Consider the following 20,795-nt stretch of genomic DNA (forward strand, 5'->3'; position numbering starts at 1 on the left):
CCGCTCGCAGTATGGCTGTCATTGCCGCCAAAGCTAACCACAGGCGGGGCTATGTTTCAAAAGCGCTTAGCTGAAATTAGCGGCACCATACCAACCCATGGGCCGTCAACTTTCACTTTGACAGCCCTAGCAACAATGACGCTCATTGGATTGGTTATGGTGCTGATCGGCAGGGAGATTTACACCTACTGAACCGCCGTTCCCCTCGCCGCCTTCACCATCGCCAGATGCTCTTCATAGGACGGCGGCGCAACTTCTTCTTCGGCGCCATTGGCTTTTGCCCAGCCTTTAGCTGCGACGGACAATTCCCACAGCGTCATCGTATCTACGTCACGCGGCGTGAAGCCCATAGCCGCGCCAAGCCCGTAATAGGTGGAGAACGTCAGGTGTCCGTCGCTGTCGTCTCCACTTTCTGCTCCCCCGGTGCCACATCCTCATCAGCCGACAATGACTTGATTAAGATCGCAGCGGCAAGGCCGATATGCTCCGATAATGGCCTGCTATCGACGTAGCTTTGTACGGCAAGGCTCGCCTCGGTAGGCGTTGCGCCAGCGCCGATCAGGCCCAATCGGATAGGCTCACGCACATCATCCACGCGCCAATCGCCACCGAAAGACCGCAACATACTGTAAATATTGAAGTCCGCTCGGAAATCTGGATCGTCGCCGCCAAATTCGTAATCCTTGGCGTTCGGGCGCTTCTGGTCTGCGGCCTGTGGCTGAAACGACATTAGCCGCCCAAGAATAGTCGCCGGGCCAGCGTTGCATTTCTCTTGTAACTGGCGCAACTCGCCAATGCCGAGGCGGAACTGCCGCTCCACCCCGCCAAACTCTTCGGTCAATGTCTGTGTCATTACGTTGCAGGCACCCACGTAATTTCGCCGTCAGACTGGAGCGCAACGGTCGAAGTAACATAACCCTTGCCTTCCTTAGCAAGCCCGAGGCTGGTCATGACATATCGCCCTGCGAAGTGCCCGCCTCCCTGCACCGACGTAAGGCCGTCAAGCGTCACGCGTACATTGAAAGGCTCGCCAGAAAGCATGTGAGTCCGCAGCACGCCGAACGACACCGGGTCCATTGTGCCGGCACCGTTGATATTTGCAGACAGTGTATCAACCGAGCGCAGCACCCATCCTGGGGCGTTCGGATCTTCACAGTTTGGCTCGGTGGCGTCGGTGGTCGTCGCTTCAATCGAGAAATCCTGCGACGTGTTGATGGTGCAGGAATGGGTAAATTCTTCAGGAGTTGCGGCGTCGCCGAACTGAATTAGCAATTTCTTGGTCGTAGCCATGAACGGCCTCCAAATAAAAATAGCCGCTCATGGCGGCTTGGTATGTTTTGGGGAGAGCCGTTTACGACGGCTGCGTTTCTATCGAGATTGACATGCGCGCGCGATAAAGCGGCGGATCGTCGGTGTAGACGATGCTTTCAACTCGAATGCGATCTACCGTATGCCCGGCGATGGTCAGATTTTGCTCGTGCAATGCATTGCGGATTGCCGCTGCTACATCTTTGGTCTTGATGTAGTTTAGCTGATCTGCCCACACGTCGATTTGCATTGTGCTTTCCGTGCGGTCCCAGCATTCTTCATCGATCGGCGTCTCAAATCCGGGCCAAACCTGCACATAAGGATATGCTGCATTGTCTGGAATGTAGCTGTAGACGCGCGTTCCTGCCGCCGTGTTGATTCCGCGAATAGTGGAGATCAGCGCCGCTTGCAGCGCAAGATTAGGGCTACCCATTCTTGACGGCCTCCCTCATCGCCCTGCGAATGCCAGTTCTGGCGCGGCTCATAGCTTTTCTTTTGCCAAGCTTATATCCGGGCCAGAAGAATGATTTGGGCGCGGCGTCTTTCGTGCCGTACTCAATAGCAAGCGCATAATCATACGTGGGCGAGTTGCCCTTTTCGCTATTGCGAACGGGCTTTGTTGTCGTCGGGCCGCCAGCGGCAACAGATACGCCAACCGTACCATCAGTAAGCGGTTCGGTGCGAATGGATGCCCGCAGAGTGCCATCGTCAACGGGCACGAACGTCCGCTGCCGCATATTAATCTCGCGGCCAGCCAGCATAAGGTCGGTTTGAGCGCGCTTCTTTACAGTGTCAGGGATGCGGGCAAGCTTGCGCTTCAATCGCTCCATGCCGATTATCGACATTGCCATTACGTCACCACTTCCTCGCAAAGCACTTCAAGCCATGCGTTTTTGCCGTCAGGGTCGGAAATCGCCTTAATGTCAAAGACACGCTTCGGCTCGCCCCGCGCATTATTGCCAGCGCGCGCGTCAACCAGCCGCCAAGCTGGCGTAATGACGCGCGTTGCTTCGCTGGAGCGGATTGTCACGACATAGGGCTGCTTGCCTGCCAAACGCGAAGCCATGACGGCCTCGCTGCCCCGCAATGGCAGGAAGCTGGCCGCAACCGTGGCCTTGGTTTCAAAGCCTAGTTTCGTGCCGCCCCACCCGTCGTCGCCTTCTACCCAATCCTGGCAGTGCACCAGCCCACGCAATGGCCCCGCGCTACGGGTTGCCATCGCTGGCCTCGTCTCGCGTGGCGTTCGGGTCTGCGCCCGGCTCTGGATCGGCACCACGGCGCGGCGTCGTCACCCGCTCGGCCTTGCCGGCGGCAATAGCAGCTTCACCGCAGCGCCGCGTCACGCTGCCGGACCAGCCGGCAGGGTAAGCTATCGTCACACCATAGCGCGGCGACCAGTCCATGCTTTCAAGAAAATGGACGTGCATTAGGTGGTCGCAACTGGCACCGTCGCGTTCGACGCAGCCGTAACGGACCCAGCCGCATTGGTCGCCGTCACGACAACAGTGATAACTGCGCCTTCTTCGGCGGCGGTCAGTGCGTACGTGGTCGCCGTGGCGCCCTCGATAGCCACATCATCTGCATACCACTGGCGCGCATAGGTTGGCGTCGGTGTGCCGGTCCAAGTGCCGTTCGTGACGGTCAGCGTCTGGCCCACGGTTGCCGTGCCGGTAATCGCGGGGGCGACCGTATTGGCAGGAGCGACATGCACCGCGCTGATTTTGAGAGTGCCGCCATCGCTCCAAAGCTGCCCGCTTCCGCTCGGCGCGGAAGTCGGCAACCCTGTGAACTGGACGACGCCGCCAAACACCGAAGTGTCACCGCCGTCGGCGTTATAATTCTTTGGTACGTAAGTATCGGCCATTTAGCCCTCCAATCTGCTGCGCCCGGCGCTACACGCGCAGCAGGCGATAAGGATCAAGCAATCTGCGTGCGGTCGGGACTTCGGCTTGAATGGTGCCTGTAATGACCGCCTCGCGGTTTTCATACATGCCCGCCATCATAAGCAGCGCGGCGGCGTCAAACGCGAACTCAGCACCTATCGGCACTTCGCTGCGGTTCGTATATGTCAGCGTCCAGTCTACAGCTGCGGCGAGATACAGCGTGATGGCCGCGTCATCGTCGCCGAAATCCACCCGCAAGTGCTTTTTGGCGAGCGCAAGGTCTACAGCCATTCATGCCTCCATAGGCGGTAGGGCGGCTCGCAAGAGCCGCCCGCGTCTATTACTTACGCCTCAATCGTGTGATAGCGGAACATCGTAGGGTCGGTGACGCCGCCGCCCACGCGCTTCGTGGTGTAGAACATGACGAAAGGCTTGGAAGTGTACGGGTCACGCAGGATACGAATACCCATGCGGTCGATCACCAAGTAGCCGCTGAAGTCGCCAAACACGATGGGGATATTGCCCGCGCCGACGTCCGGCATGGCCGCCATTTCAGTGACCGGGAAGCCGAGCACCGACGCCGGCTGACCAGCCTGAAGGCCGGGCTGCCAGATGAAGTTGCCGTTGCCGTCCTTGATCTTGCGGATAGCACCCTGCGTCTTGCGGTTCATGACAAACCGCGCGTTCGGCGTGCGCTCGCTCGGCAGGTCGTAGACCAGATCAATCAGGCCATCCAGCTTCAGCGCCGTCGCCGCGCCGGACTTCACGGACGGGATAGCGCCCCACGGATGCGCCGGAGTGTCGCCAGCAGCGTACTTCAGGATGCCGCGCGGCTTGTTAGAACCATCACCGCTCACGAAGGCAAGACCTTCCTGATAGGCGAACTCGGTTTCGACCTCGCCAGCCAGCCACGACTCGATGTTGATTTCGGAGTCGTCAAGCAGGCGCTGCGTTGCAGCCGGGTTTGCATAGATTTCGCCAGTGGTGAATTTCACCTCGGCGAACTTCGCCGTGGATGTCTCGGGGCGAGCGTCGGTCTCACCAACCCAGCCCGAGGCAGTGTTGCGGTCATTGTACAGCTTGGAGAAGCCGTTGCCGCTGATCGTCTGTACCGTCGCAATCTGTCGCATCGGAGACACGATCTTGAGTTTATCGACAATGGTGCGGTCCCATTCGGTCGGCGCGGTATAGCCGCCGTCTTCAGGCGTACCGACGTTCATGGATGCCTTCGGGCCGCTGGTCAGCGACTGAAGCTCACGCTCGTCACCCTTACGGAAGAAGCGATCAAACGCCTTGGCGTACTCGCCGCGCTCCGCAGGCTGTTCGTTCGCGCCACTTACCTGAAGCGCGCCCAGCTTGGCGTTGGCGTCGTCAATGGCGGCAGTCAGTTTGCCGATTTCGTCATTGATGCGATCGACCTTTTCGGTGCGAACAACATCTTCCTGCCCCTTGCGAATATCAGCAAGAGCGGTGTTGTGTTCAGATTTAAAAGCCTCGAAGGCCGCGCCCTGTTTTTCGATCAGAGCAGAAATAGTAGCGATGTCAGTCATAATGAGTCTCCATTGCTGACGTTAATTTCGTTAGTGAAGCCGCAAGCGCGGCGTAATCAGACGGTGCAACATCAGCGTTGGAATCCGGCACAGCGGCATCATCGCGCGCGGCTTTCTTCATGTCTGAGATGGTAGTTTTCGCGTCCTTTGCAGACGCACCAGCCATGCGCAGAGCGCGCTCAGCTTTCTTTTCGGCCCGAACTACCTGCGCCAAGGCGCGGGCATTGGGATCATTCTTCACGCGGTCAGCGGGCAGCAATTCAGTCGCGAATCCCGCGTCAATTGCCTCTTGGCCAGAAAACCATGTTTCCGCATTCATCCATGCGGCAACATCATCGGCAGAATTACCCGTGCGGGCCTCGTAAACCGCTGCCATGTTTGCATCGAACTGCTCCATGGTCTGCGCCATCTCGGCAAAATCATTCCGATTGCCTATGGCAACAGTCCAACAGTTATGAATCATGATGCTGGCTGCCGCACCGATCTCGATTTCATCGCCAGCCATAGCGATAACCGAAGCGGCGCTTGCCGCCAGCCCGAGCACCTTGACTTTGACCGACAGCCCATGTGCCTCGGCGTGATCGCGAATCTTGTTGTAGATCGCGACGCCCTCGAACATATCGCCGCCGGGCGAATTAATATGAACCTCAAAGTCACGACGCCCGATCTGGCGCAGCGCGCCGTCAAGCCTGCGCAGCGTGAAGCCGCCGCCAGTCCAGAAGTCCTCGCCGATCACGTCATAAATACTGACAACATTGTCGCCCACAGCATCAGCAGAACGGACGCCAGAATCCCATCGATCAAGCACAGTTTCAGGTGTGCGCGCACTGACATTATGCCGGCGGGCTAACACCCCCCCCGGCACCTCAATTCTTGGCATATTCATATATTTAATCCTGTGTCGGCGCGTTGGCCGTTGATGGCTGCGCGCCAATCGGAGCCATGTTCAGCGGCTGCAAATACTCGTCACCACCGTCGATCGGGTTCATGTCTTCCAGCGCGCGAATATCGTTGGACGATAGCCAGCCCCACTGCTTGCCGGTAGCGTAAGCCGCGTACCTCGCTGACGTGTCGCCTTTCAAAAGCCCGGCGATGTTGAATTTGGCGTAGACGTCGGTTTCTTTCTCGTCGATCAGGTCGCGGGCAATCGCCTGCTCCCACATCGTGAGCCAGTCCTGCATCGTGTAGGTAACAAACCCGATGCCCATCTGCTCGATGCCAGTGCCCCAGCTAGACGCCTTGTCGTTCAGGCCAATCAGATGCAGCGGTACGCCAAAGTACATGCCGATTTCTGCCAGAGATTGAACACGCGTCTCGATGAACTGCGCATCAACCGACGTCATAGTGAGGCGCTGGTAATCCATTCCCTCTTCGAGAATTAGATCGCGCCCTTCAAGCGCCCCGTCGCTGCGGTAATAGTCAAGGCTTTCTCGAAGGGCAACAATCCCCTCCTCATCTAGTTTGCCGGGGTGCTTGATAACGCCCCCTGCCCGCGTCCCGTTGCGGAACAGCGAGCCAGCGTGCCTCTCGGTGGACAGCGCAAGGTCCATAGATTCCCGCGCATAGGTGATAACCGGCAACCCGGTGATCCCGTCCATTGTCAACCCACGGAGATGAAGCATCTTATCTTGCTTCAAAATCTGACGCTGGCCGCTCGGTAGCGTCACCGTGTATATCAGCGACAGGTCGCGCTCCTGCTTGACCTCAACGTTATCGGCATTGAGCGGGATAAGCTCCAGCAACTTCTTGCCAGACGTTACCTTGTAGGCATAGCCATTCCCGCGAAGCAGCACCGATGCCTGCAACATGCGCCGAAACTCCGCCGGCGTTTGCCAGCGGTTCGGTTTTCGCCGGAGGATCGACCATAACTGATGGTCCTCGGCATCACGTCGCTCGTCGCCAATGCGCCGCTTCAAGTCCAGCGGCAAGGTCGCCACACCGCCAGAAATCAGGTTGACGCACCGCCACACCGCCGAAATCTTCATCGCCGTGTCAGCGGTCACGTTTGCGCTGCTTGCCGACTGCCCCGCGAGGTAATCGGCAAGCGCCCCTGTCTGGGCATTATAAGCAGGCCCCACAAACGCCGGTTCTCGTCGTGGCGCAGCAGAAGACGGCGGCCCTTTCGAGCCGCGCCACCAATCCATAAAGCCCATGCGGCCCTCACATAATTAAAAGGCCGCGGCCTTTGCGGTAGACGGATTCTTTCGGCTCCCCGGTCTCATAAGTGCCCGACGCGCCCACGGCCATTGCCAGCGCTACAGCACCGTCAATACGCCCACGAGATTTCTGCTTATCCAGTTTTCGGTTGCCAGACGGGTCCACCTTCACAGTGGAGTTCATCATGCACATATTCAGCAGCGGATGTTCCCCATGCGCCAGTCGCTTATTGAGGATCATTTCCTCCAAGGACCGCAGCGCAGGCGACATTGAGGCATAACCCTGCCCAAACTGCTCGAATATGGCTTCATCACCCTCTAGATCGCCCTCACTGAACCCGGCCTTAAGTAGCCACGGCTTGAAATGGCGCCAGTTCCATCGGTCAAACGCTATCTTACGCAGGTCAAGCTTCTGATGAAGATCGAACAGGTAATGAGCGACGAATTCGTAATCGACGGTTGGGCCGTCTGGCGCTTCAAGAAAACCTTGATCGTGCCAAACATCATAAGGCACGCGATCATCTTTCGCCTTCTGCCGCAACCCGTCACCGGGAAGCCAGAACGTCGGACGCACATGCCAGACACCATCTTTCGGCGCCATCAGCACCAAAGCGGTCAAGTCGCTAACTTCCGACAAGTCCAGCCCACCGAAGACCGGCAGACCTTCAAAACCTGCCAGATCAGCAGTACCGCACTCTTTCCAAACCGCTGGCGTCACAAACGGGGCGGATGCGTCAATGCGCTGATTTAAATGCAACCATCGAAAGCTTGCTTCCGCCGTAGGCTGTCGCGCTGCGCGAGCCGCGAAATCACGAACATCGCTTACCGCTTTGAATATACCAAGCGCCGGATTAGCCGCCTTCCACGCATCTTCATCTTGCAGGTCGCACTCCGCCGGGGCGGTATAAACATGGCTAACAATACGGGGGTCTTTGGAAGTTTCAGCATCATCAAGCCAGCGACTGAACAAATCGTTGTCGGTTGCGGCCTGTGTCGAAATGGCGATTAACAGCGCCAAGCCTTCATAGGCACCTTGCGACGTTTCAATCGCCTCAACGAAATCATCATGCGGGCCTTTAACCTGGCCGACCTCATCGAGGATCGCCAAAATTGGGCTGCCACCGTGAGCCGTCGCAGCCTCTGCTGAAATAGCCTGGTATTCAACGTTCTTAGCGTAACCGATAATGGTTTTGCTGGATGGAACGCACTTCGCCAGCTTACTCAACTCCGGCGACATCATAATCATTTTGCTGGCGTAGTTAAAAACTTCGGCAGCCTGTTTGCGTGAACGAGCGCCTGAAATAATGCGGCTGTTCTGATACGCCTCCGGGCCAACGATGTGAGCAAGAAGCAAGCATGCGATGATCGCCGTTTTTCCGTTCTTTCGGGCAATGGACAGATAAGCCCGCGATGTGCCGCTGGGGTTGTCGTAAATATCCAATATGAACCGCTTTTGGAACGGCAAAAGCACCACAGGCTTACCCAGAAGCGTGCCTTCCGGCACGATGCAATATCGTTCGATAAACGCAATAACACGCTCGCCGCGAGTCATGGTCCTTCGCTTCATTCAGGTCGCGCCAATAAATCATCGTCGAGCGGGCTGCCTGCCTCGATCTCTTTTGCAGTCGCACGACGCTTCGCCACATCTCTGCTTTCTCCCGCTTGCGCACGCGCGTGAAGCGACAACGACCGGCGAAAGGAGAGGATCGAACTGGCGTGCATCTGGACCAGACTTTTGCGCGGGTTAACCACGGGTGTGCCTTTTTCAGAGTAGGCAATACCGCCCTCGCCCCGTAATAAATCCTGCTCGCGCACTAAGTCAGCCATCGTGCGGGCCAGCATTGCGGCAAGCTCCAATTGATGTGCTGACCATTCAGAACGGGCGTATTCAGCAATCACATTTTCAAAAAATGGAATATCTTTTTCATCAAGCGGCACATTATAAGGATGGGGGATTTCATTTGCCGCCTTACCCATAACGCGCACGGATTCAGCAGCGCTATCAATACGCGCTTTGCGCTTAGCCATGGTGCGCCCTCATAGAAAAAACTGTATTAGCGTTAAATGTCGAGGACCCCGCCGGTCCGCGCCCCATCGGCTTGAGACTTTTGAGGCCCCCTACCGTTGCTGAATTGCAACACATTTCAAAATCGTTGCAAAAATGTCACAATATCGATTCTCGATCGGCGCTCACTCAATGGGGTATCCGTCATCGCCGAGCCGAATGATCTTCTGCCCAAGCTCTTCACGCTGCTTATCGCTGTCGTGGCATCGCTTGCATAGCGGCTGCAAATTCGACCCATCCCAGAACATGGCCTCATCGCCCTTATGTGGTGTGATGTGGTCTACAACGGTGGCAGGCTCAACGTCGCCCGCACGAAGACAGTACATGCAAAGCGGTTGCTCGGTTAGGATGCGCTCGCGGAGTCGCTGCCAGCGAGCGAGCTTATAAAGGCGCTGCCAAGGGCGAGCGTCATTGGACATGATACACCAAATAGTAACCCGCCGGGGTGCGCTTCCATGGAGAGGCGGGGCAGGTGTTGTTGATTGGTTGCGGCAGGTGGGATTTGCACCCACGACCTCCTGGTTATGAGCCAGGCGAGATAACTACTTCTCCACTCCGCAGAACTGGTCAGGGATGATGGATTCGAACCACCGTCTCGCGGGTCCAAGCCGCGAACTTTAACCAGACTAAGCTAATCCCTGTTAATAGACTGCTCCACGTAGAAGGCTTGAGCGCCGTCCTTCTACGCAACCGCGTAATCGCGCGCTGGCGCGCATCGAAGCAGAGGCCGGAGCAAAGACGCGGATGACATGAGCAGAGCCGCAGACATAAAAACTAACCGCGGCGCGGGAGCCAGAATAACTGACTACAACCGCGCCGCTATCCCGTCTGCTGGAGGAGAAAACAGCGCCGGGGATAATGGATAAGCCACAAGACACCATTTCACGCGTCGCGCCATAAAGGCCGGTGACTGCGCTACTTCCGCATCGCGGAGGGTCGGCGACTTATTCATGAATAAGTGGACGCGTAGATTAACGTGGCAGCGCCCAAGCCACATCATAGAGACAGCAAACGAACGACCGTGCACGGCCTTTTCAGCATCCGGGTGCCCATGGTTGTCCCGACCACGATGTGACGGTCGCCGCTCCTGCGCATAATGCAGACGGGTTGCGCTCATCCGTATAACGATACTGCGTTTGCTGTTGGCGTCAGCGGCCCATGGGTAACTGTGCTGCAAGTGCAGCGTCCATCGCCTGCCGCTGAATAGTTACCCCACACTCAGCGGCTGCAACGAAGTGCAGCATGGCGCAGGGTCCGCTCGATGGCGGAAACAGTGTGGGGCAACCACAATGGCGGCTGAACCCCTTCACTATACTCCGCACGAGATCGCGTTTTATGGACCTATGCCGCGTATTTTTTTATTGCGGCGGCAAGGTTGTCATTAGCCGCGAGCAATGCCCGCTTACCGCCTTTTCTACGCGAGTACTCTCCAGCCATACCGATTGACTGGCCCACATCCTTGTAAGTTTTCGCCTCCAGTGCGGCATCAAGCGCATCTCGGTCCCGGTCTTTTAGTTCCTGCAAGGCGTCAAACCAGACGTCTCGATCAATCATCGCTGACAGTGTGTCTTCCCATTTTTCACCGCCACCGCCAGCGCAGGTTGTTTTCCTCATGCCGAGGAAACTATCAGCAGCCTTCGGTGAGCCGCACGGCAAGCCCTTCGGGAAATGCGTATATGTAACTTTCTCCATATCGGTATTTGCGTAAGCTTCAGCCAATATCGCCTTGGATTGCTCCGCGGTGTAATTCTCGCCGTTGCGCCTTTTACCATTCGGAATGTAACGGTGCGGGGCCGTACTCAACATATCCTCGAAATACTGGTTGCTGGCCTTGATTTCTTGTGGGTTCGCATCGCCACCAGAAACACGGTCAGGCTTATCTCGCATCCCCATCATCGCACCCGCTGGCATTCGTATGTCTGCCTGAATGACCTCGCCGTCGATACCTGTCACGTAGCCCTTCTCTGTCAACCGTCCATCGCTGAAGCGCAGTCGACCAATGCGCACAATCTGACCATCGCTATTGCGCTCAATGTCGTCTGTTGCAACCTGCCGCATGATTTCCTGTACCGATGGCGTCTGCCTCCAATCCCGCTCATATCGCATATCGGCAACCTCCTCTGGATCGGCATTGTCATTTGCTGTGGCCACGGCCCAGTTGGTTTGCAATGGCTCAAATTTTTCTTCTGGCCTGCTGCGATACGCCTTCAATGCCTGAAGCTGATCGGCCATCGACCCGCGTCTGTTTTTGCTCATACGTTGCCCTCCGCTCGCTCGATTTCTGTCCGGTCATCATTCCCCGCGAGGAATGCCAGCACGAGTGCGACGGCCTTCTCTGCCGCCTCTTCCTCGCTGGCTGCGGTGACTATCTCCACGACATGCCCTAAACGGGCCAAATTCGCGTGCCTGTCGCGTTGTGCTACTGTTGGGCGACTTCCCTTCACCTTATTCTCGATTAGCAGCAGGCGGCCAAATTTGGCGTAAATACGTAAATCCGGCTCTCCGGCTGTCATCCCGGTGGCTATTGCGATGGTGCGAGCCTTGGGACCGCGACGCTCTGCGTTCATGTCGCCAGCAAGGAGAAATTCCCCTCCGTACTGCGGTAGCTGGCGCAAGCGGCGAACCTGCGCCGCTTGTAATTCCCATTCCAGCGGCAGGGCTGGCTTGGTGGTGACTTTACCGTTGCGTGTCGTGATTTTGGTCCGAACGCCGTTGATGCGGACGGTTTGGGTTTTGGTGGTGGGTCTGGACGTAGGCGAAAGCGCGCGTGCGCTGCTGCGTGCCATATCTGCTCCTCGTGTTATGGTCGTGGCTGGTAAGGCCGGTGGCGCGGAGTTAACGGGCGCCGATCTGCGCGGTATGCAGAAACAGTGAAAATGACTCCAACCGATTTAGCAAGTGTTTTTTTGGCGGATGGCGTAACCCGGCCTTTCAGGTTGTATTTTTAAAATCTCTTTTTTCCTAAAAAGCGCACACTTCTCAAATTACTAGAACTGTGCGCTGCACGCTTTGTGCACAAGTTTCTATATAAGAACTCTTGTGCACGAAAAGCAGCGTGTATTTGCACAAGTCTTTTGGTGTTTTTTGAGAACTGTGCAAGAAGTCTTGGGCAAACTTCTAGTTGCATTTTAATTGTGACAGTCGGTTGTATTAATGGCTAAAAAAAGAGAGGAAGGTGGCGCCCTTCCTCTCGTTTGAAACAAAAAATTATGCCTTGTTAATTTGGCTGATTGCCAGATTCGTGAGTTTATTATTGGCGGCTTTCTCCTGGTCTAATATCTGTGTCAGCAAGGTATGGGCTTCGGTGTGTCCAAGTTCCTTTGCCCATTCACGTAGCGAGCCATACCTAGCAATCTCGTAATGCTCCACCGCCTGACATGCGGCCAATAGACCGGCGTCGAGAGCCGTTCCGCTTGCCTCTTCCATCAAGCCATCCGCTTCCTTGATTAGCCCTTCGATAGCATCGCATTTCTCGGCGGTAGGCTTCAGCTTGAGAGACTTAAACACCTCATTCAAGATCGTGATCTGCCCCTTGGTTTCTTCAAGGTGCTCCTCGGCTGCTTTCTTCAGTTTGGCACTTTTGGCCGCTTTGGCCACTTTCGGAAGCGCCTTCGTAATGGCATTTTCTGCGTAATAAATGTCCTGCAAGGTATGCTCGAAAATATCAGACAGAGTTTTCATGATCGTCCTCCTGGTTGGAAAGGCGAAACGAAACAATCGCTGATATGTTCCTTATTAAAAAGCTCGCGACTTGAGCCAAGTCCTGATATTTTGGCCAAGTGATTCCGTCGACAATGAATAACATTATCGAGGGTCGATCAGATCGAGAACGCATTTTGCCGCTTTCCTGCCCCAACCGCACGCAACAATGGTTATCTTTAGGGCCACCTCCTATGCGGGGGCATGGTTTGAAACGGGCGAAAATCCTCACACACCATCAGAAACAGATGATGGTCAGCTCTATGCAGTTTGAGGGTAGGCTTTTGCCGCAACAATCTGATAAATAAGACGTATTAATTGGCCTATGTTAAATAATAAAGACATCAATTGCTTATGACACTTTACAAAAAAGCATGGCTATTTCTGATTATGGTGTCTGTTATCGTGATGACATCCCCTGACTGGACCAGAGGCATCGGTGATGTGATCGGGGTGAGCAACGTTACGATTGGATCAGTCGTTTTGGTCTTCGGCGCCCTTTTGTTCATGTTCGTATTTGTATGCCCCAAATGCTCGTTTTCACTTTTCAGAAGCGAGGGTTTTTTTGGCTTGTATATTTACCATCCATGGCCCAGCAAAGTCTGCTCCAGGTGCGGGCACAATCATTCTAGCGCTGATCGCTAGAATCCGCGCCCCAAATGGTCACCTACTCCACTACAGCAAAAGCGGAGCCGAAGCCCCGCTTTTGTTATTCCTGGTTGCTAGCGTTTTTGCTCCACCCATAGAATGGAATCTGGGTCAACTCCGAGCTGCCGTGCAACGCTGATTGCCTTGGCCTTAATTTCCTTAGTCAGCGTGGGCTGACGGGACAGTACCCAGAAATACTTTTCGGGTTTGTCTCCTGCCACGATTGACCATTGGTACTTTCTATCCAGTGCGACGACGTTATAACCCCCATAAAACGGCCCGAAGAAAGAAACCTTCAAGGCGCCAACTTCTGAATCACCCGCAAATTTCGCCTTCCCTGTAGCGCTCCTGAATGAACCCTTTTGCGGGTCATACCCCGCATTAACGACCTTGATTGTTCCATCGGTGTTCATCGAATAATGAGCTGTTGTGTGGGTCATTCCTCGCTCAAACCGATTCTCGACACGTCCAAGCTCGTACCATTTTCCAAGATAACGGTCAGGATCAAAACCACTGACTGCTTGGACCTGCGGCGATCGATTGGTCGTATGGCATGCGGCCAACGCTCCTGCCAGTAAGGTAAAGGCCAGTACTGATCTCTTTTTCATTAATACCACCAGTTAATATATCGGCATCGAGTTAAAGCTGAACTCAACATTTGGTTCCATTCCGCTGTGCTGCCGGCTGCTATGTCCTAACCCGCCCGCACAAACGTGGCCATCTCCCGCCGCACCGGATCCCGCTCCTCGACCTTCGCCAAGAAGCCCTCCTTGAACAGCGCCTTGGTAATGAGGCTGGCACGCTTCTTTTCTGCATCGTCGTCAAGGTCCAGGCCCAGCGCATAGGCAACCGCGCGCCCTACCCAATCCTTGGCCTGCGGAGCCTGCTTGTATGTACCGCCGTTGACTGTACCCCGTATGGCTTCTTTTTGCTCAACCGTCAGCGTGTCGGCCACCTCCTCGCTCGTCGGCCAAGCCCATGCCGTCACGACAGGCGCGTGGTCTTGCGGCTGTGTAAGCCCGCGCCCGTTGCCGAGCGCTACAGACTCAAGTTTGCGCCAATCGGCCTTATGTGAAAGCGCAGAAAGGTTGGACTTGCCGTAGATCATGCTGAAATACGAAAAGCGGTCTGGAACTGGAAGGCCAGCCTCATTTGCCTGCGCCTCCGTCATACGATTCAGCACGCGCACCGAACGGGCCGCGCCAATCAGGGAAACCGCGCCGCGCGCATCCTCAACGGTTGCCTCGCGCCCTTCCTGCTGTTTGCGAAGGTGGTGCACAATGTCGATAGCGCAGTTGGTGTGGTCCGCGATCTGTGCCCATAACTTCGCCACCTTGTCGATGGCGCCGTTATCATTTTCATTGACCTGGTGCGTTGATACAAATGGGTCCACAATCATCACATCGATACCAAGCTCCTTGATAGCCGCCACAACGGCCTCAACGACAGGCTCCTGTATTTTGACGCCCTTCTTATCGTCGATCGCAACTACAAGCTCCTGCTCGCGCCCGGTATCGAGGAACAGATGCCCTTCAATATCCTCCTGCTTTAAATTGAAATGGATGCACGCCGCCATGATACGGCGCTCTAACTCGTCGCGCGGGTCTTCGGCATTAAACAGCCAGACCTTCATGCGTTTGGGCGGCTTGATGCCGTTCAACGCCTTGCCGGACGCCATGGCGAGGGCCTCCACAATGCTGTTTGCCGTCTTGCCAAGGCCGCCAGGAGCGACGGTCACCGACACATATTTGCGTATAAAATGCTTGCCGAAAGCAAATTCACGACGCGGCAGCGTGGAGGGGTCTTTCCACTGGAACGGCGTGGCGATGATCGCGCGTTGGTGTTCTTGCTCAATGGGTTGCGTCGCATTGCTATCATCTTGAACAAGGTCGGTTTTGGTGACGGCTGTGGCGACTGCCAACGGGCTGGCGTCGCCGGGGTCTGCGTCTTGCGTCGGCGTATCTTGCGTCGCCTTGTTCCGCTCCGCTTTTGCCAACCCGTTTTCGATCATGCGGCTGATGTCTTCAAGCCGGGTGTTGTCATTAGCAGACTGCGGCACCGAACGGGGATGGCTGATTCCCGCGCGCAGACCATTGTCGATCGTTTTCACGCAGCGCGGCCAGTCCCTGGCCCACCCGCGCGCCACGTCTTGTAGCAAGGCACGCGCTTCGGATTCCGCGAGCGCGGCAGCCCCGACGAACGTGCCCAGCCGAAACGCCGCGTCGTTCAAGCGGTTGTTGCGGTTTCCCATCGGCTCCATGGCAAGGTCGTCTAGCTCGGATTGCACTGCGCGCTCGACATAACGATCGTTGATCGTACCGGAGACAGATGGTGCCACCGTGTGGCTGTCGTAAGAACGCGGCAGCACAAGCTCTAGCAACCAGCCCGGGGCATCAGCTGGCTCCATATCGACCAGCCAACTATAGGGCTTGCCTACCATTGGAACGCTGCCAGCCGCAATAACGTAACCGCCATCGCCGCGCACATCGATGCCAGCACCCAGAGCGCCACGATTGCGAACGCCTGCCTTGTGCTTGAAGAAATAATGGCGGCCGCCGCTTGTGGTTTCAGCGGTTAGCGTGGCGGGCAACGGGCCGTGCTGCTCTTCCAGCGCAACCAGCGTATCCGGCCCGCCGTGCTTCGGGTCTATGTCCAGCACCCACGCGCCGATAGCCGCCCCCGTCGGCACGCCGATCATTGCACCGGGATTGCGGCGCCAGAGTTCACGAACAATGCGCTCATTCAGAGTGGCGCCGCGGAAGCCGTTGCTGGTAAGCGGTGTTTTAGTGGCTAGAATTTCCATCTCGCCAGTTTGTGGATGGACTAACTCCTCGTCGGCGGCGCGGCATGGGAATACGGGCCAGCCTCTGGCGGCATAGTCGAGGGCGACGTCGAGCATGGGGTCGGTTGTGATGGCTGGGCTAGGCTGCAATTGCGTTATCCTCGTGTGTGGTAGTGGTGTGGCTGTTTAAATGTCGGTACGTGATACAATCAGAACGGTGCCTCCGCTAAAGCCGCACGCATCCCCCGCCCGCACCCTTCCCACGCGGCTTTCACCAGCATGCGTGCCTCTAGCTCATCCATGTCGGCAAGGTCGGTCTTTTGGATGGACTGCAAGTATTCCCCAACCGCCTCGACGCCTGTATCAAGCGCGCGAAGTTCGTACGGGTCCAACCGACGCCGATGCCTGATATGTTCGGCAATGTCGCCGCATTCCTTGCATAGCCAGCGGATGGGTTCGCGGCCTTCCTGCACCCCCAGGCCTACGGCATGGCGGGCGCAGACGTGGCAGATGTCGGTCATGCGGCGCTCCTGAAATTGTCGTTGGCTGGCGCATGCATCTTGAGCATGCCCGTTGGCACATTCGTGCCGGCTTCTGCAAAAGACGCCACCGGCAGATCGCGCCATTCGCCTTTCAATTCGCCATGATCGTAATGAGCGGTGGCGGGGAGGATAGACACGAGCGTGCCGCCAGGTTTTAGGAACTTCAAAGCATGGCGAACGTGCTTGACATAGTGCCGCCCATAGAAAGGCGGGTTCATCACCACTGTGTCGAACTCTGGAGCAGCAGGCTGTTCGAGAAAATTTGCCGTCAGGACATTGTGCCCCTTAGCCCTCGCTTGCGCCGCCCTGCCCGCATGGTATTCGATGCCGAAGACATGATGTCCACGAGCGCGGATAGCATCCATGATCCGGCCGTCGCCGCATGACGGCTCCAGAATATTCGACGGCTCCGGTGGATTGTGCCGCCATTCCGTCAGGTTATAAACACCGGCGAACTCCAGCGCCCGGTCAATAACTGCGTCTGGCGTCCAGTAGAATTGCAGGTCTTTGGAAACTGCCGTGCTGGCGCGGGGCTTGGCGTCATCCTCCTCGGCGTCGGGCAGCACGTCGCCGTAGAACTCGGCCAGAGCCATATTGATGTCGCGCTGTGCGTCTGGCCCGAAATACAGATGGCCGTTGCCATTCGCGTAGCGTTTCAGCCAAACATCGCGCCCGATGATGGTTTCTGTTTCGTCACTGCCTGCGCGCTGACGTGCTGTGTTGCCCTTCGGCACTTCTCTGGTTACGCGCAGTGTGTCGCCGTCTTCCAAGATCAGCGACAGCTCATGATACTCAATCAGCGGTTTGCCTTGATAGGCTGCCAGCGCATTCAGAACGTCGCGCAGGCGGTCGCGGCCATACCCATGAATACTGCCAAGTCCTGATATAATCACACGCTTGGGCAGGCCCTTCACGCCAATCTTGACCTTGCTATGAGACTTGTAAGCCGGATCCAGATCGGCAAAGACCTCGGCAAGTCCGCGCAGAATGTGCGAGCGCGGATTCTCCAAGTATGGCCCGAACGTCGCCTTGGCATTGTCAAAGGTCAGCTCTGGCGGGTCAGCCAGCGTGCGCTCGAATAGCTTCTTGTCCTTGGCGCTGGCGATGCGGTCGATCTGGCAGCGGTTATAGAGCGTCTTCCAACCAGACGCGCGCAGGTTCTTGCGCATCTCATTGGCAGACACGTGCGCGCGCCCACGCAGGACGGGATTGACGTATGTGCCCATGATCGTGCCTGCCATCTCGACGGCGATGCAGGCGCCCTCATACGCCTTGATGGCAGCGTCGACGTTATCGATCTTGCGCTCGTACTCGTCGATAATGTCGAGGACTGTGCTTTGGCGCGCAGGTGCGTTGTAGGTCATGCTGCCACCCTCCCTAACATATCCTGATTGTCATTAGCCGCTGCTGAAATAGCCGCCACATACTTCCCCGTTTCATTCCCCCACGCCGACCAACCCGGCCACGCTTGGCGTGCGAACAGTTCAAGGTACGGGCCGTCGACCAGCGCTTCTATGCGCGCGTATTGCTCGTCTGGCTTGCGGGAGTGCTCCCGCCTAGGCGCACGGATTAGCTGCCGAACGCCTTTGCTCTTGCGCTTGGGACGACCCCGCTTGAACAGGTGGCAGATTTCGACTTCCTGCCGGGTCCAGTAGCCCATGCCCATCCGGCCTTTATCCCAGACGAGCGCCACAGAGACAGGCTGGAATCCCCACGCAGCCGCCACGTCAAACGCAGCGGCTTGAAGATGTGAAACCGTCCACATGAACAGCAAGCAGTCCTTGGCCGCGACGTCTGCAACAGGCAAGGCTTTGATGTCATCCAGCGACATAACCGCGTAGGGTTGCTTGCCCCGCGCTGGCGCAACATTATCATTCGCGTAGGTTCTGAATGACCATGGCGGGTCGGCTAAGATACAGCCGTATTGGCCGCTCGGTAGCGGTTCATTCATCATCATAATCTCCTCGTGTTTCGTGGTGGTAACCTGCCAGTTGGTGGCTGGCGGGGTGTTGTTACTGAAATGGCCAGTAGGGCGGCTGGCTACTGATGCATTGACCGCAGAAATAGTCGGCCAAATAAAGCGGGCCGTAAGTAAGCGCCACGGCGAGCAGTATATGGCGCGGGCGAATTTTCGCTAAGATTGCAAACACGCCGCCATCCTTTCGCCGCCGCCTTGCTGCACAGCAGCAATTGGGCGGGTAAGGTCAGGAAACCAGTCGTCGTAGGTGGCGACGTCGATCATTGCTTCTTGCAGAGAGTACATGTCATTGATGTACGCGTCATAGTTTGGCTCATACTCGTACGTGGCCATTAGCCATGCGCATCCACCCATCACGCCGCCCTCACCGTAATTGTTTCGGCACCGACGCGCAGCGCTGCACCCGGCACATCTTCGCCAGCATCCAGCGCGGCCTTAATGGCTGTCTTATCGGGCTCACGCTTCAACTTAACAACGTTATCGGGCAGCAGGCTTTCGTCCATAATCTCAACCCCGGCGCGACCCTTGCCTATCGACACGGTTGCTTCCGGCAGACTAACCTTGTTCAGGTCGGCGGCTTTCAGCAGCCGCAACAGCAGCGCACGCATGGCGTCCTTGCGTCTGGCGTAGCGATCCTTTCGCGCGGCCAAGTCCTTGGCGCGCTCGCCAATCGCTTGCACCATCGCGTTTGCATCGCGCTCGATTGCCACGATGCGCCCAAGCACACGGTGCGCGTCGGTTTCACCCTCGATCATGTCGGCGCGCAGTTCTTCGTCTTCGGCCAGTTCGGGGTATGCCGCAACCAAGTCGGCAAACTCCCGTTCCAGCACCGTGACGTCATAGGCTAGGTAGTTCTGTACTTTCGTGTTGTCAGCTTTGTTCTGCATGATTGCTCCTCGTGTTTTTTGGTGTAAAGCGGCTGGTAAGGCCGCTGCTAGTGGTTAATCCTTATACGGGTCTTTTTCTGACTTGCCCGCCATAATCACGCCGAACGGGCGTAGCGTATGCTCAATCGAAATGGTCCCGGCGTGTTCTGCCAGCACATCAGGCAGGCGACGATAGGCTTGCGGCGCTTCATCAAGGTCACCACCGAGGACGGTGACGCCCTTGTCGGCTAGCCATGCCTGCCACTCGTCATGCCGAACCTTACCAGGCTGGCGAACTTTCTTACCCGTCTCTGGATCGCGAACAAATCGCCCTCGCGCTTCGGTGCGCGACATGACGCGACCAGCGCCATGGACTGTTGAATAAAGCGCGGCGCGGCTTTCTTCATTATCAACGCCCCGCAAGATCACCGCGTCATCACCCATGGAGCCACCGACGAAGCCATACTGCCCCGGAAAGGCTGGCGTTGCGCCCTTACGAACAACCCACATATCCACGCCGCCATGCGTCTCGCGCCATGCGAAATTGTGGTGGTTATGGACGCTGAATGTCACGTTGCCGCCGATAATCTGGCGCACCTTCTCGACTACCCATTCACGGCCCGCATAGGCATATAGCCCGCCAAGCGCGGTCCCGGCCAGATACCCGCGCCCCTGGTCACTGTCGGCCTCCAGCAAGGCAGGCGGAACTTCCATTCCGTCTTTTGCCCCGGCCATAGCGAGATATTTGGTTGTAATCTTGTGACCGAGACCCCGCGATCCGAAATGGACCCCAATCCAAGTCGCGCCGGCCTCATCTTCAAACAGGTCAACATAATGATTGCCACTGCCGACGGTGCCGAGTTGAGCGCGGGCCATAGACTTCAAGTCCTCGACGTCTGCCTCCCCCCAAAGGTCGCTATCGAATAGGTCGTGATCGATTCGCTCATCATTCTTTCGACCGACGCCGAATGACACGACCGCTGCAATATCTTGCAGGATGGTTGCCACGCGCGGTTTCAGCTCCGCAGCGGGGGTATCAAGCCTCACAGCCATATTCCCGCATGCAATGTCAAAGCCGACGCCGCTGATGCTGATATGGTCAGTGTAACCCACTACGCCGCCGATTGGATGGGCGTAACCAAGATGGCCATCCGCACACAAAACACCGGCAGCAGCACTACCCGTGGCCATGCAGGTCTCCATCTGCTTCATAGTGCGGTCGTCATGCTGGCCGTAAATCTTGTAGGACATATGATTCTCCTCGTGTTTTGGATGGTTGGTTGGGCAGTCCGGTATGCACTCTAACACGCCTCGCAGC

26 protein-coding genes and 2 tRNA genes are annotated in these 20,795 nt (G+C 56.8%); all 28 read right to left on the reverse strand.

Annotated elements, in window-relative coordinates; translation table 11 throughout:
• Positions 1–185: 185 nt before the first annotated feature.
• The 28 genes from DKP76_RS19150 to DKP76_RS07235 all read right to left on the reverse strand — a co-directional run bounded on the left by DKP76_RS19150 (position 186) and on the right by DKP76_RS07235 (position 20,728).
• Positions 186–350, reverse strand: coding sequence for a hypothetical protein (locus DKP76_RS19150; protein ID WP_158279423.1), 165 nt, complete (start codon positions 348–350; stop codon positions 186–188).
• Between the two features lie 32 nt (positions 351–382).
• A complete protein-coding gene (locus DKP76_RS07105) occupies positions 383–853 on the reverse strand; it encodes a gene transfer agent family protein (protein WP_109705718.1) in 471 nt (156 codons plus the stop codon).
• Positions 853–1,290, reverse strand: a complete 438-nt coding sequence (locus tag DKP76_RS07110; protein ID WP_109705719.1) for a phage tail tube protein — start codon at positions 1,288–1,290, stop codon at positions 853–855. The genes DKP76_RS07105 and DKP76_RS07110 overlap by 1 nt, the downstream gene beginning before the upstream one ends.
• Before the next feature lie 61 nt (positions 1,291–1,351).
• Positions 1,352–1,741, reverse strand: a complete 390-nt coding sequence (locus tag DKP76_RS07115; protein ID WP_109705720.1) for a DUF3168 domain-containing protein — start codon at positions 1,739–1,741, stop codon at positions 1,352–1,354.
• Positions 1,734–2,159: an HK97 gp10 family phage protein gene (locus DKP76_RS07120; RefSeq protein WP_109705721.1), complete on the reverse strand. Its 426-nt coding sequence runs from the start codon at positions 2,157–2,159 to the stop codon at positions 1,734–1,736. Before DKP76_RS07120 ends, DKP76_RS07115 begins: the two co-directional genes overlap by 8 nt.
• Complete coding sequence (locus tag DKP76_RS07125) at positions 2,159–2,527, reverse strand: head-tail adaptor protein (protein WP_109705722.1); 369 nt, start codon at positions 2,525–2,527, stop codon at positions 2,159–2,161. The genes DKP76_RS07120 and DKP76_RS07125 overlap by 1 nt, the downstream gene beginning before the upstream one ends.
• Entirely contained in the window at positions 2,514–2,735 is a 222-nt protein-coding gene (locus tag DKP76_RS07130; RefSeq protein WP_109705723.1) for a hypothetical protein, read from the reverse strand. The genes DKP76_RS07125 and DKP76_RS07130 overlap by 14 nt, the downstream gene beginning before the upstream one ends.
• Positions 2,735–3,172 (reverse strand): hypothetical protein, encoded by a 438-nt coding sequence (locus tag DKP76_RS07135; RefSeq protein WP_245410166.1) that lies wholly within the window; start codon positions 3,170–3,172, stop codon positions 2,735–2,737. The genes DKP76_RS07130 and DKP76_RS07135 overlap by 1 nt, the downstream gene beginning before the upstream one ends.
• A gap of 28 nt (positions 3,173–3,200) precedes the next feature.
• Complete coding sequence (locus DKP76_RS07140; RefSeq protein WP_109705724.1) at positions 3,201–3,482, reverse strand: head-tail connector protein; 282 nt, start codon at positions 3,480–3,482, stop codon at positions 3,201–3,203.
• 53 nt (positions 3,483–3,535) lie between these two features.
• A complete protein-coding gene (locus tag DKP76_RS07145) occupies positions 3,536–4,741 on the reverse strand; it encodes a phage major capsid protein (RefSeq protein ID WP_109705725.1) in 1,206 nt (401 codons plus the stop codon).
• Positions 4,734–5,627 (reverse strand): head maturation protease, ClpP-related, encoded by an 894-nt coding sequence (locus tag DKP76_RS07150; RefSeq protein WP_109705726.1) that lies wholly within the window; start codon positions 5,625–5,627, stop codon positions 4,734–4,736. The genes DKP76_RS07145 and DKP76_RS07150 overlap by 8 nt, the downstream gene beginning before the upstream one ends.
• Positions 5,628–5,631: 4 nt before the next feature.
• Positions 5,632–6,894, reverse strand: coding sequence for a phage portal protein (locus DKP76_RS07155; protein WP_109705727.1), 1,263 nt, complete (start codon positions 6,892–6,894; stop codon positions 5,632–5,634).
• Between the two features lie 7 nt (positions 6,895–6,901).
• Positions 6,902–8,449, reverse strand: a complete 1,548-nt coding sequence (locus tag DKP76_RS07160) for a terminase large subunit (protein WP_245410167.1) — start codon at positions 8,447–8,449, stop codon at positions 6,902–6,904.
• 11 nt (positions 8,450–8,460) lie between these two features.
• Positions 8,461–8,925 carry a terminase small subunit gene (locus DKP76_RS07165; RefSeq protein ID WP_109705729.1) on the reverse strand — a complete coding sequence of 155 codons (465 nt, stop codon included), beginning with the start codon at positions 8,923–8,925 and terminating at the stop codon, positions 8,461–8,463.
• A 162-nt stretch (positions 8,926–9,087) separates the two neighbouring features.
• Positions 9,088–9,288, reverse strand: a complete 201-nt coding sequence (locus DKP76_RS07170; protein ID WP_342587834.1) for an HNH endonuclease — start codon at positions 9,286–9,288, stop codon at positions 9,088–9,090.
• 157 nt (positions 9,289–9,445) lie between these two features.
• Positions 9,446–9,522: transfer RNA gene (locus DKP76_RS07175), tRNA-Met, on the reverse strand.
• Positions 9,523–9,526: 4 nt separating this feature from the next.
• Positions 9,527–9,603 (reverse strand) — tRNA-Pro (locus tag DKP76_RS07180).
• A gap of 700 nt (positions 9,604–10,303) precedes the next feature.
• On the reverse strand, positions 10,304–11,218 hold the full coding sequence (locus DKP76_RS07185) for a hypothetical protein (RefSeq protein ID WP_109705731.1): 915 nt from the start codon (positions 11,216–11,218) through the stop codon (positions 10,304–10,306).
• On the reverse strand, positions 11,215–11,748 hold the full coding sequence (locus DKP76_RS07190) for a VRR-NUC domain-containing protein (RefSeq protein ID WP_109705732.1): 534 nt from the start codon (positions 11,746–11,748) through the stop codon (positions 11,215–11,217). Before DKP76_RS07190 ends, DKP76_RS07185 begins: the two co-directional genes overlap by 4 nt.
• A gap of 421 nt (positions 11,749–12,169) precedes the next feature.
• Positions 12,170–12,643 (reverse strand): YciE/YciF ferroxidase family protein, encoded by a 474-nt coding sequence (locus DKP76_RS07195; RefSeq protein ID WP_109705733.1) that lies wholly within the window; start codon positions 12,641–12,643, stop codon positions 12,170–12,172.
• Between the two features lie 740 nt (positions 12,644–13,383).
• Positions 13,384–13,917, reverse strand: coding sequence for a lipocalin family protein (locus DKP76_RS07200; RefSeq protein WP_109705734.1), 534 nt, complete (start codon positions 13,915–13,917; stop codon positions 13,384–13,386).
• An 86-nt stretch (positions 13,918–14,003) separates the two neighbouring features.
• Complete coding sequence (locus DKP76_RS07205) at positions 14,004–16,208, reverse strand: bifunctional DNA primase/polymerase (RefSeq protein WP_109705735.1); 2,205 nt, start codon at positions 16,206–16,208, stop codon at positions 14,004–14,006.
• Positions 16,209–16,300: 92 nt separating this feature from the next.
• The gene (locus DKP76_RS07210; protein WP_109705736.1) at positions 16,301–16,612 is read right to left on the reverse strand and encodes a DUF6511 domain-containing protein; all 312 of its coding nucleotides are present in this window, start codon (positions 16,610–16,612) and stop codon (positions 16,301–16,303) included.
• Positions 16,609–17,997 carry a DUF4942 domain-containing protein gene (locus tag DKP76_RS07215; RefSeq protein ID WP_109705737.1) on the reverse strand — a complete coding sequence of 463 codons (1,389 nt, stop codon included), beginning with the start codon at positions 17,995–17,997 and terminating at the stop codon, positions 16,609–16,611. The genes DKP76_RS07210 and DKP76_RS07215 overlap by 4 nt, the downstream gene beginning before the upstream one ends.
• Positions 17,994–18,587 carry an MT-A70 family methyltransferase gene (locus tag DKP76_RS07220; RefSeq protein WP_245410168.1) on the reverse strand — a complete coding sequence of 198 codons (594 nt, stop codon included), beginning with the start codon at positions 18,585–18,587 and terminating at the stop codon, positions 17,994–17,996. Before DKP76_RS07220 ends, DKP76_RS07215 begins: the two co-directional genes overlap by 4 nt.
• 180 nt (positions 18,588–18,767) lie before the next feature.
• The gene (locus DKP76_RS19155; protein ID WP_158279424.1) at positions 18,768–18,944 is read right to left on the reverse strand and encodes a hypothetical protein; all 177 of its coding nucleotides are present in this window, start codon (positions 18,942–18,944) and stop codon (positions 18,768–18,770) included.
• A gap of 20 nt (positions 18,945–18,964) precedes the next feature.
• Positions 18,965–19,498, reverse strand: a complete 534-nt coding sequence (locus DKP76_RS07230) for a siphovirus Gp157 family protein (protein ID WP_109705739.1) — start codon at positions 19,496–19,498, stop codon at positions 18,965–18,967.
• 54 nt (positions 19,499–19,552) lie between these two features.
• Entirely contained in the window at positions 19,553–20,728 is a 1,176-nt protein-coding gene (locus tag DKP76_RS07235; RefSeq protein WP_109705740.1) for an RtcB family protein, read from the reverse strand.
• Positions 20,729–20,795 lie beyond the last annotated feature (67 nt).

It is taken from the genome of Falsochrobactrum shanghaiense (assembly GCF_003149535.1).
Lineage (GTDB): Bacteria > Pseudomonadota > Alphaproteobacteria > Rhizobiales > Rhizobiaceae > Brucella > Brucella shanghaiense.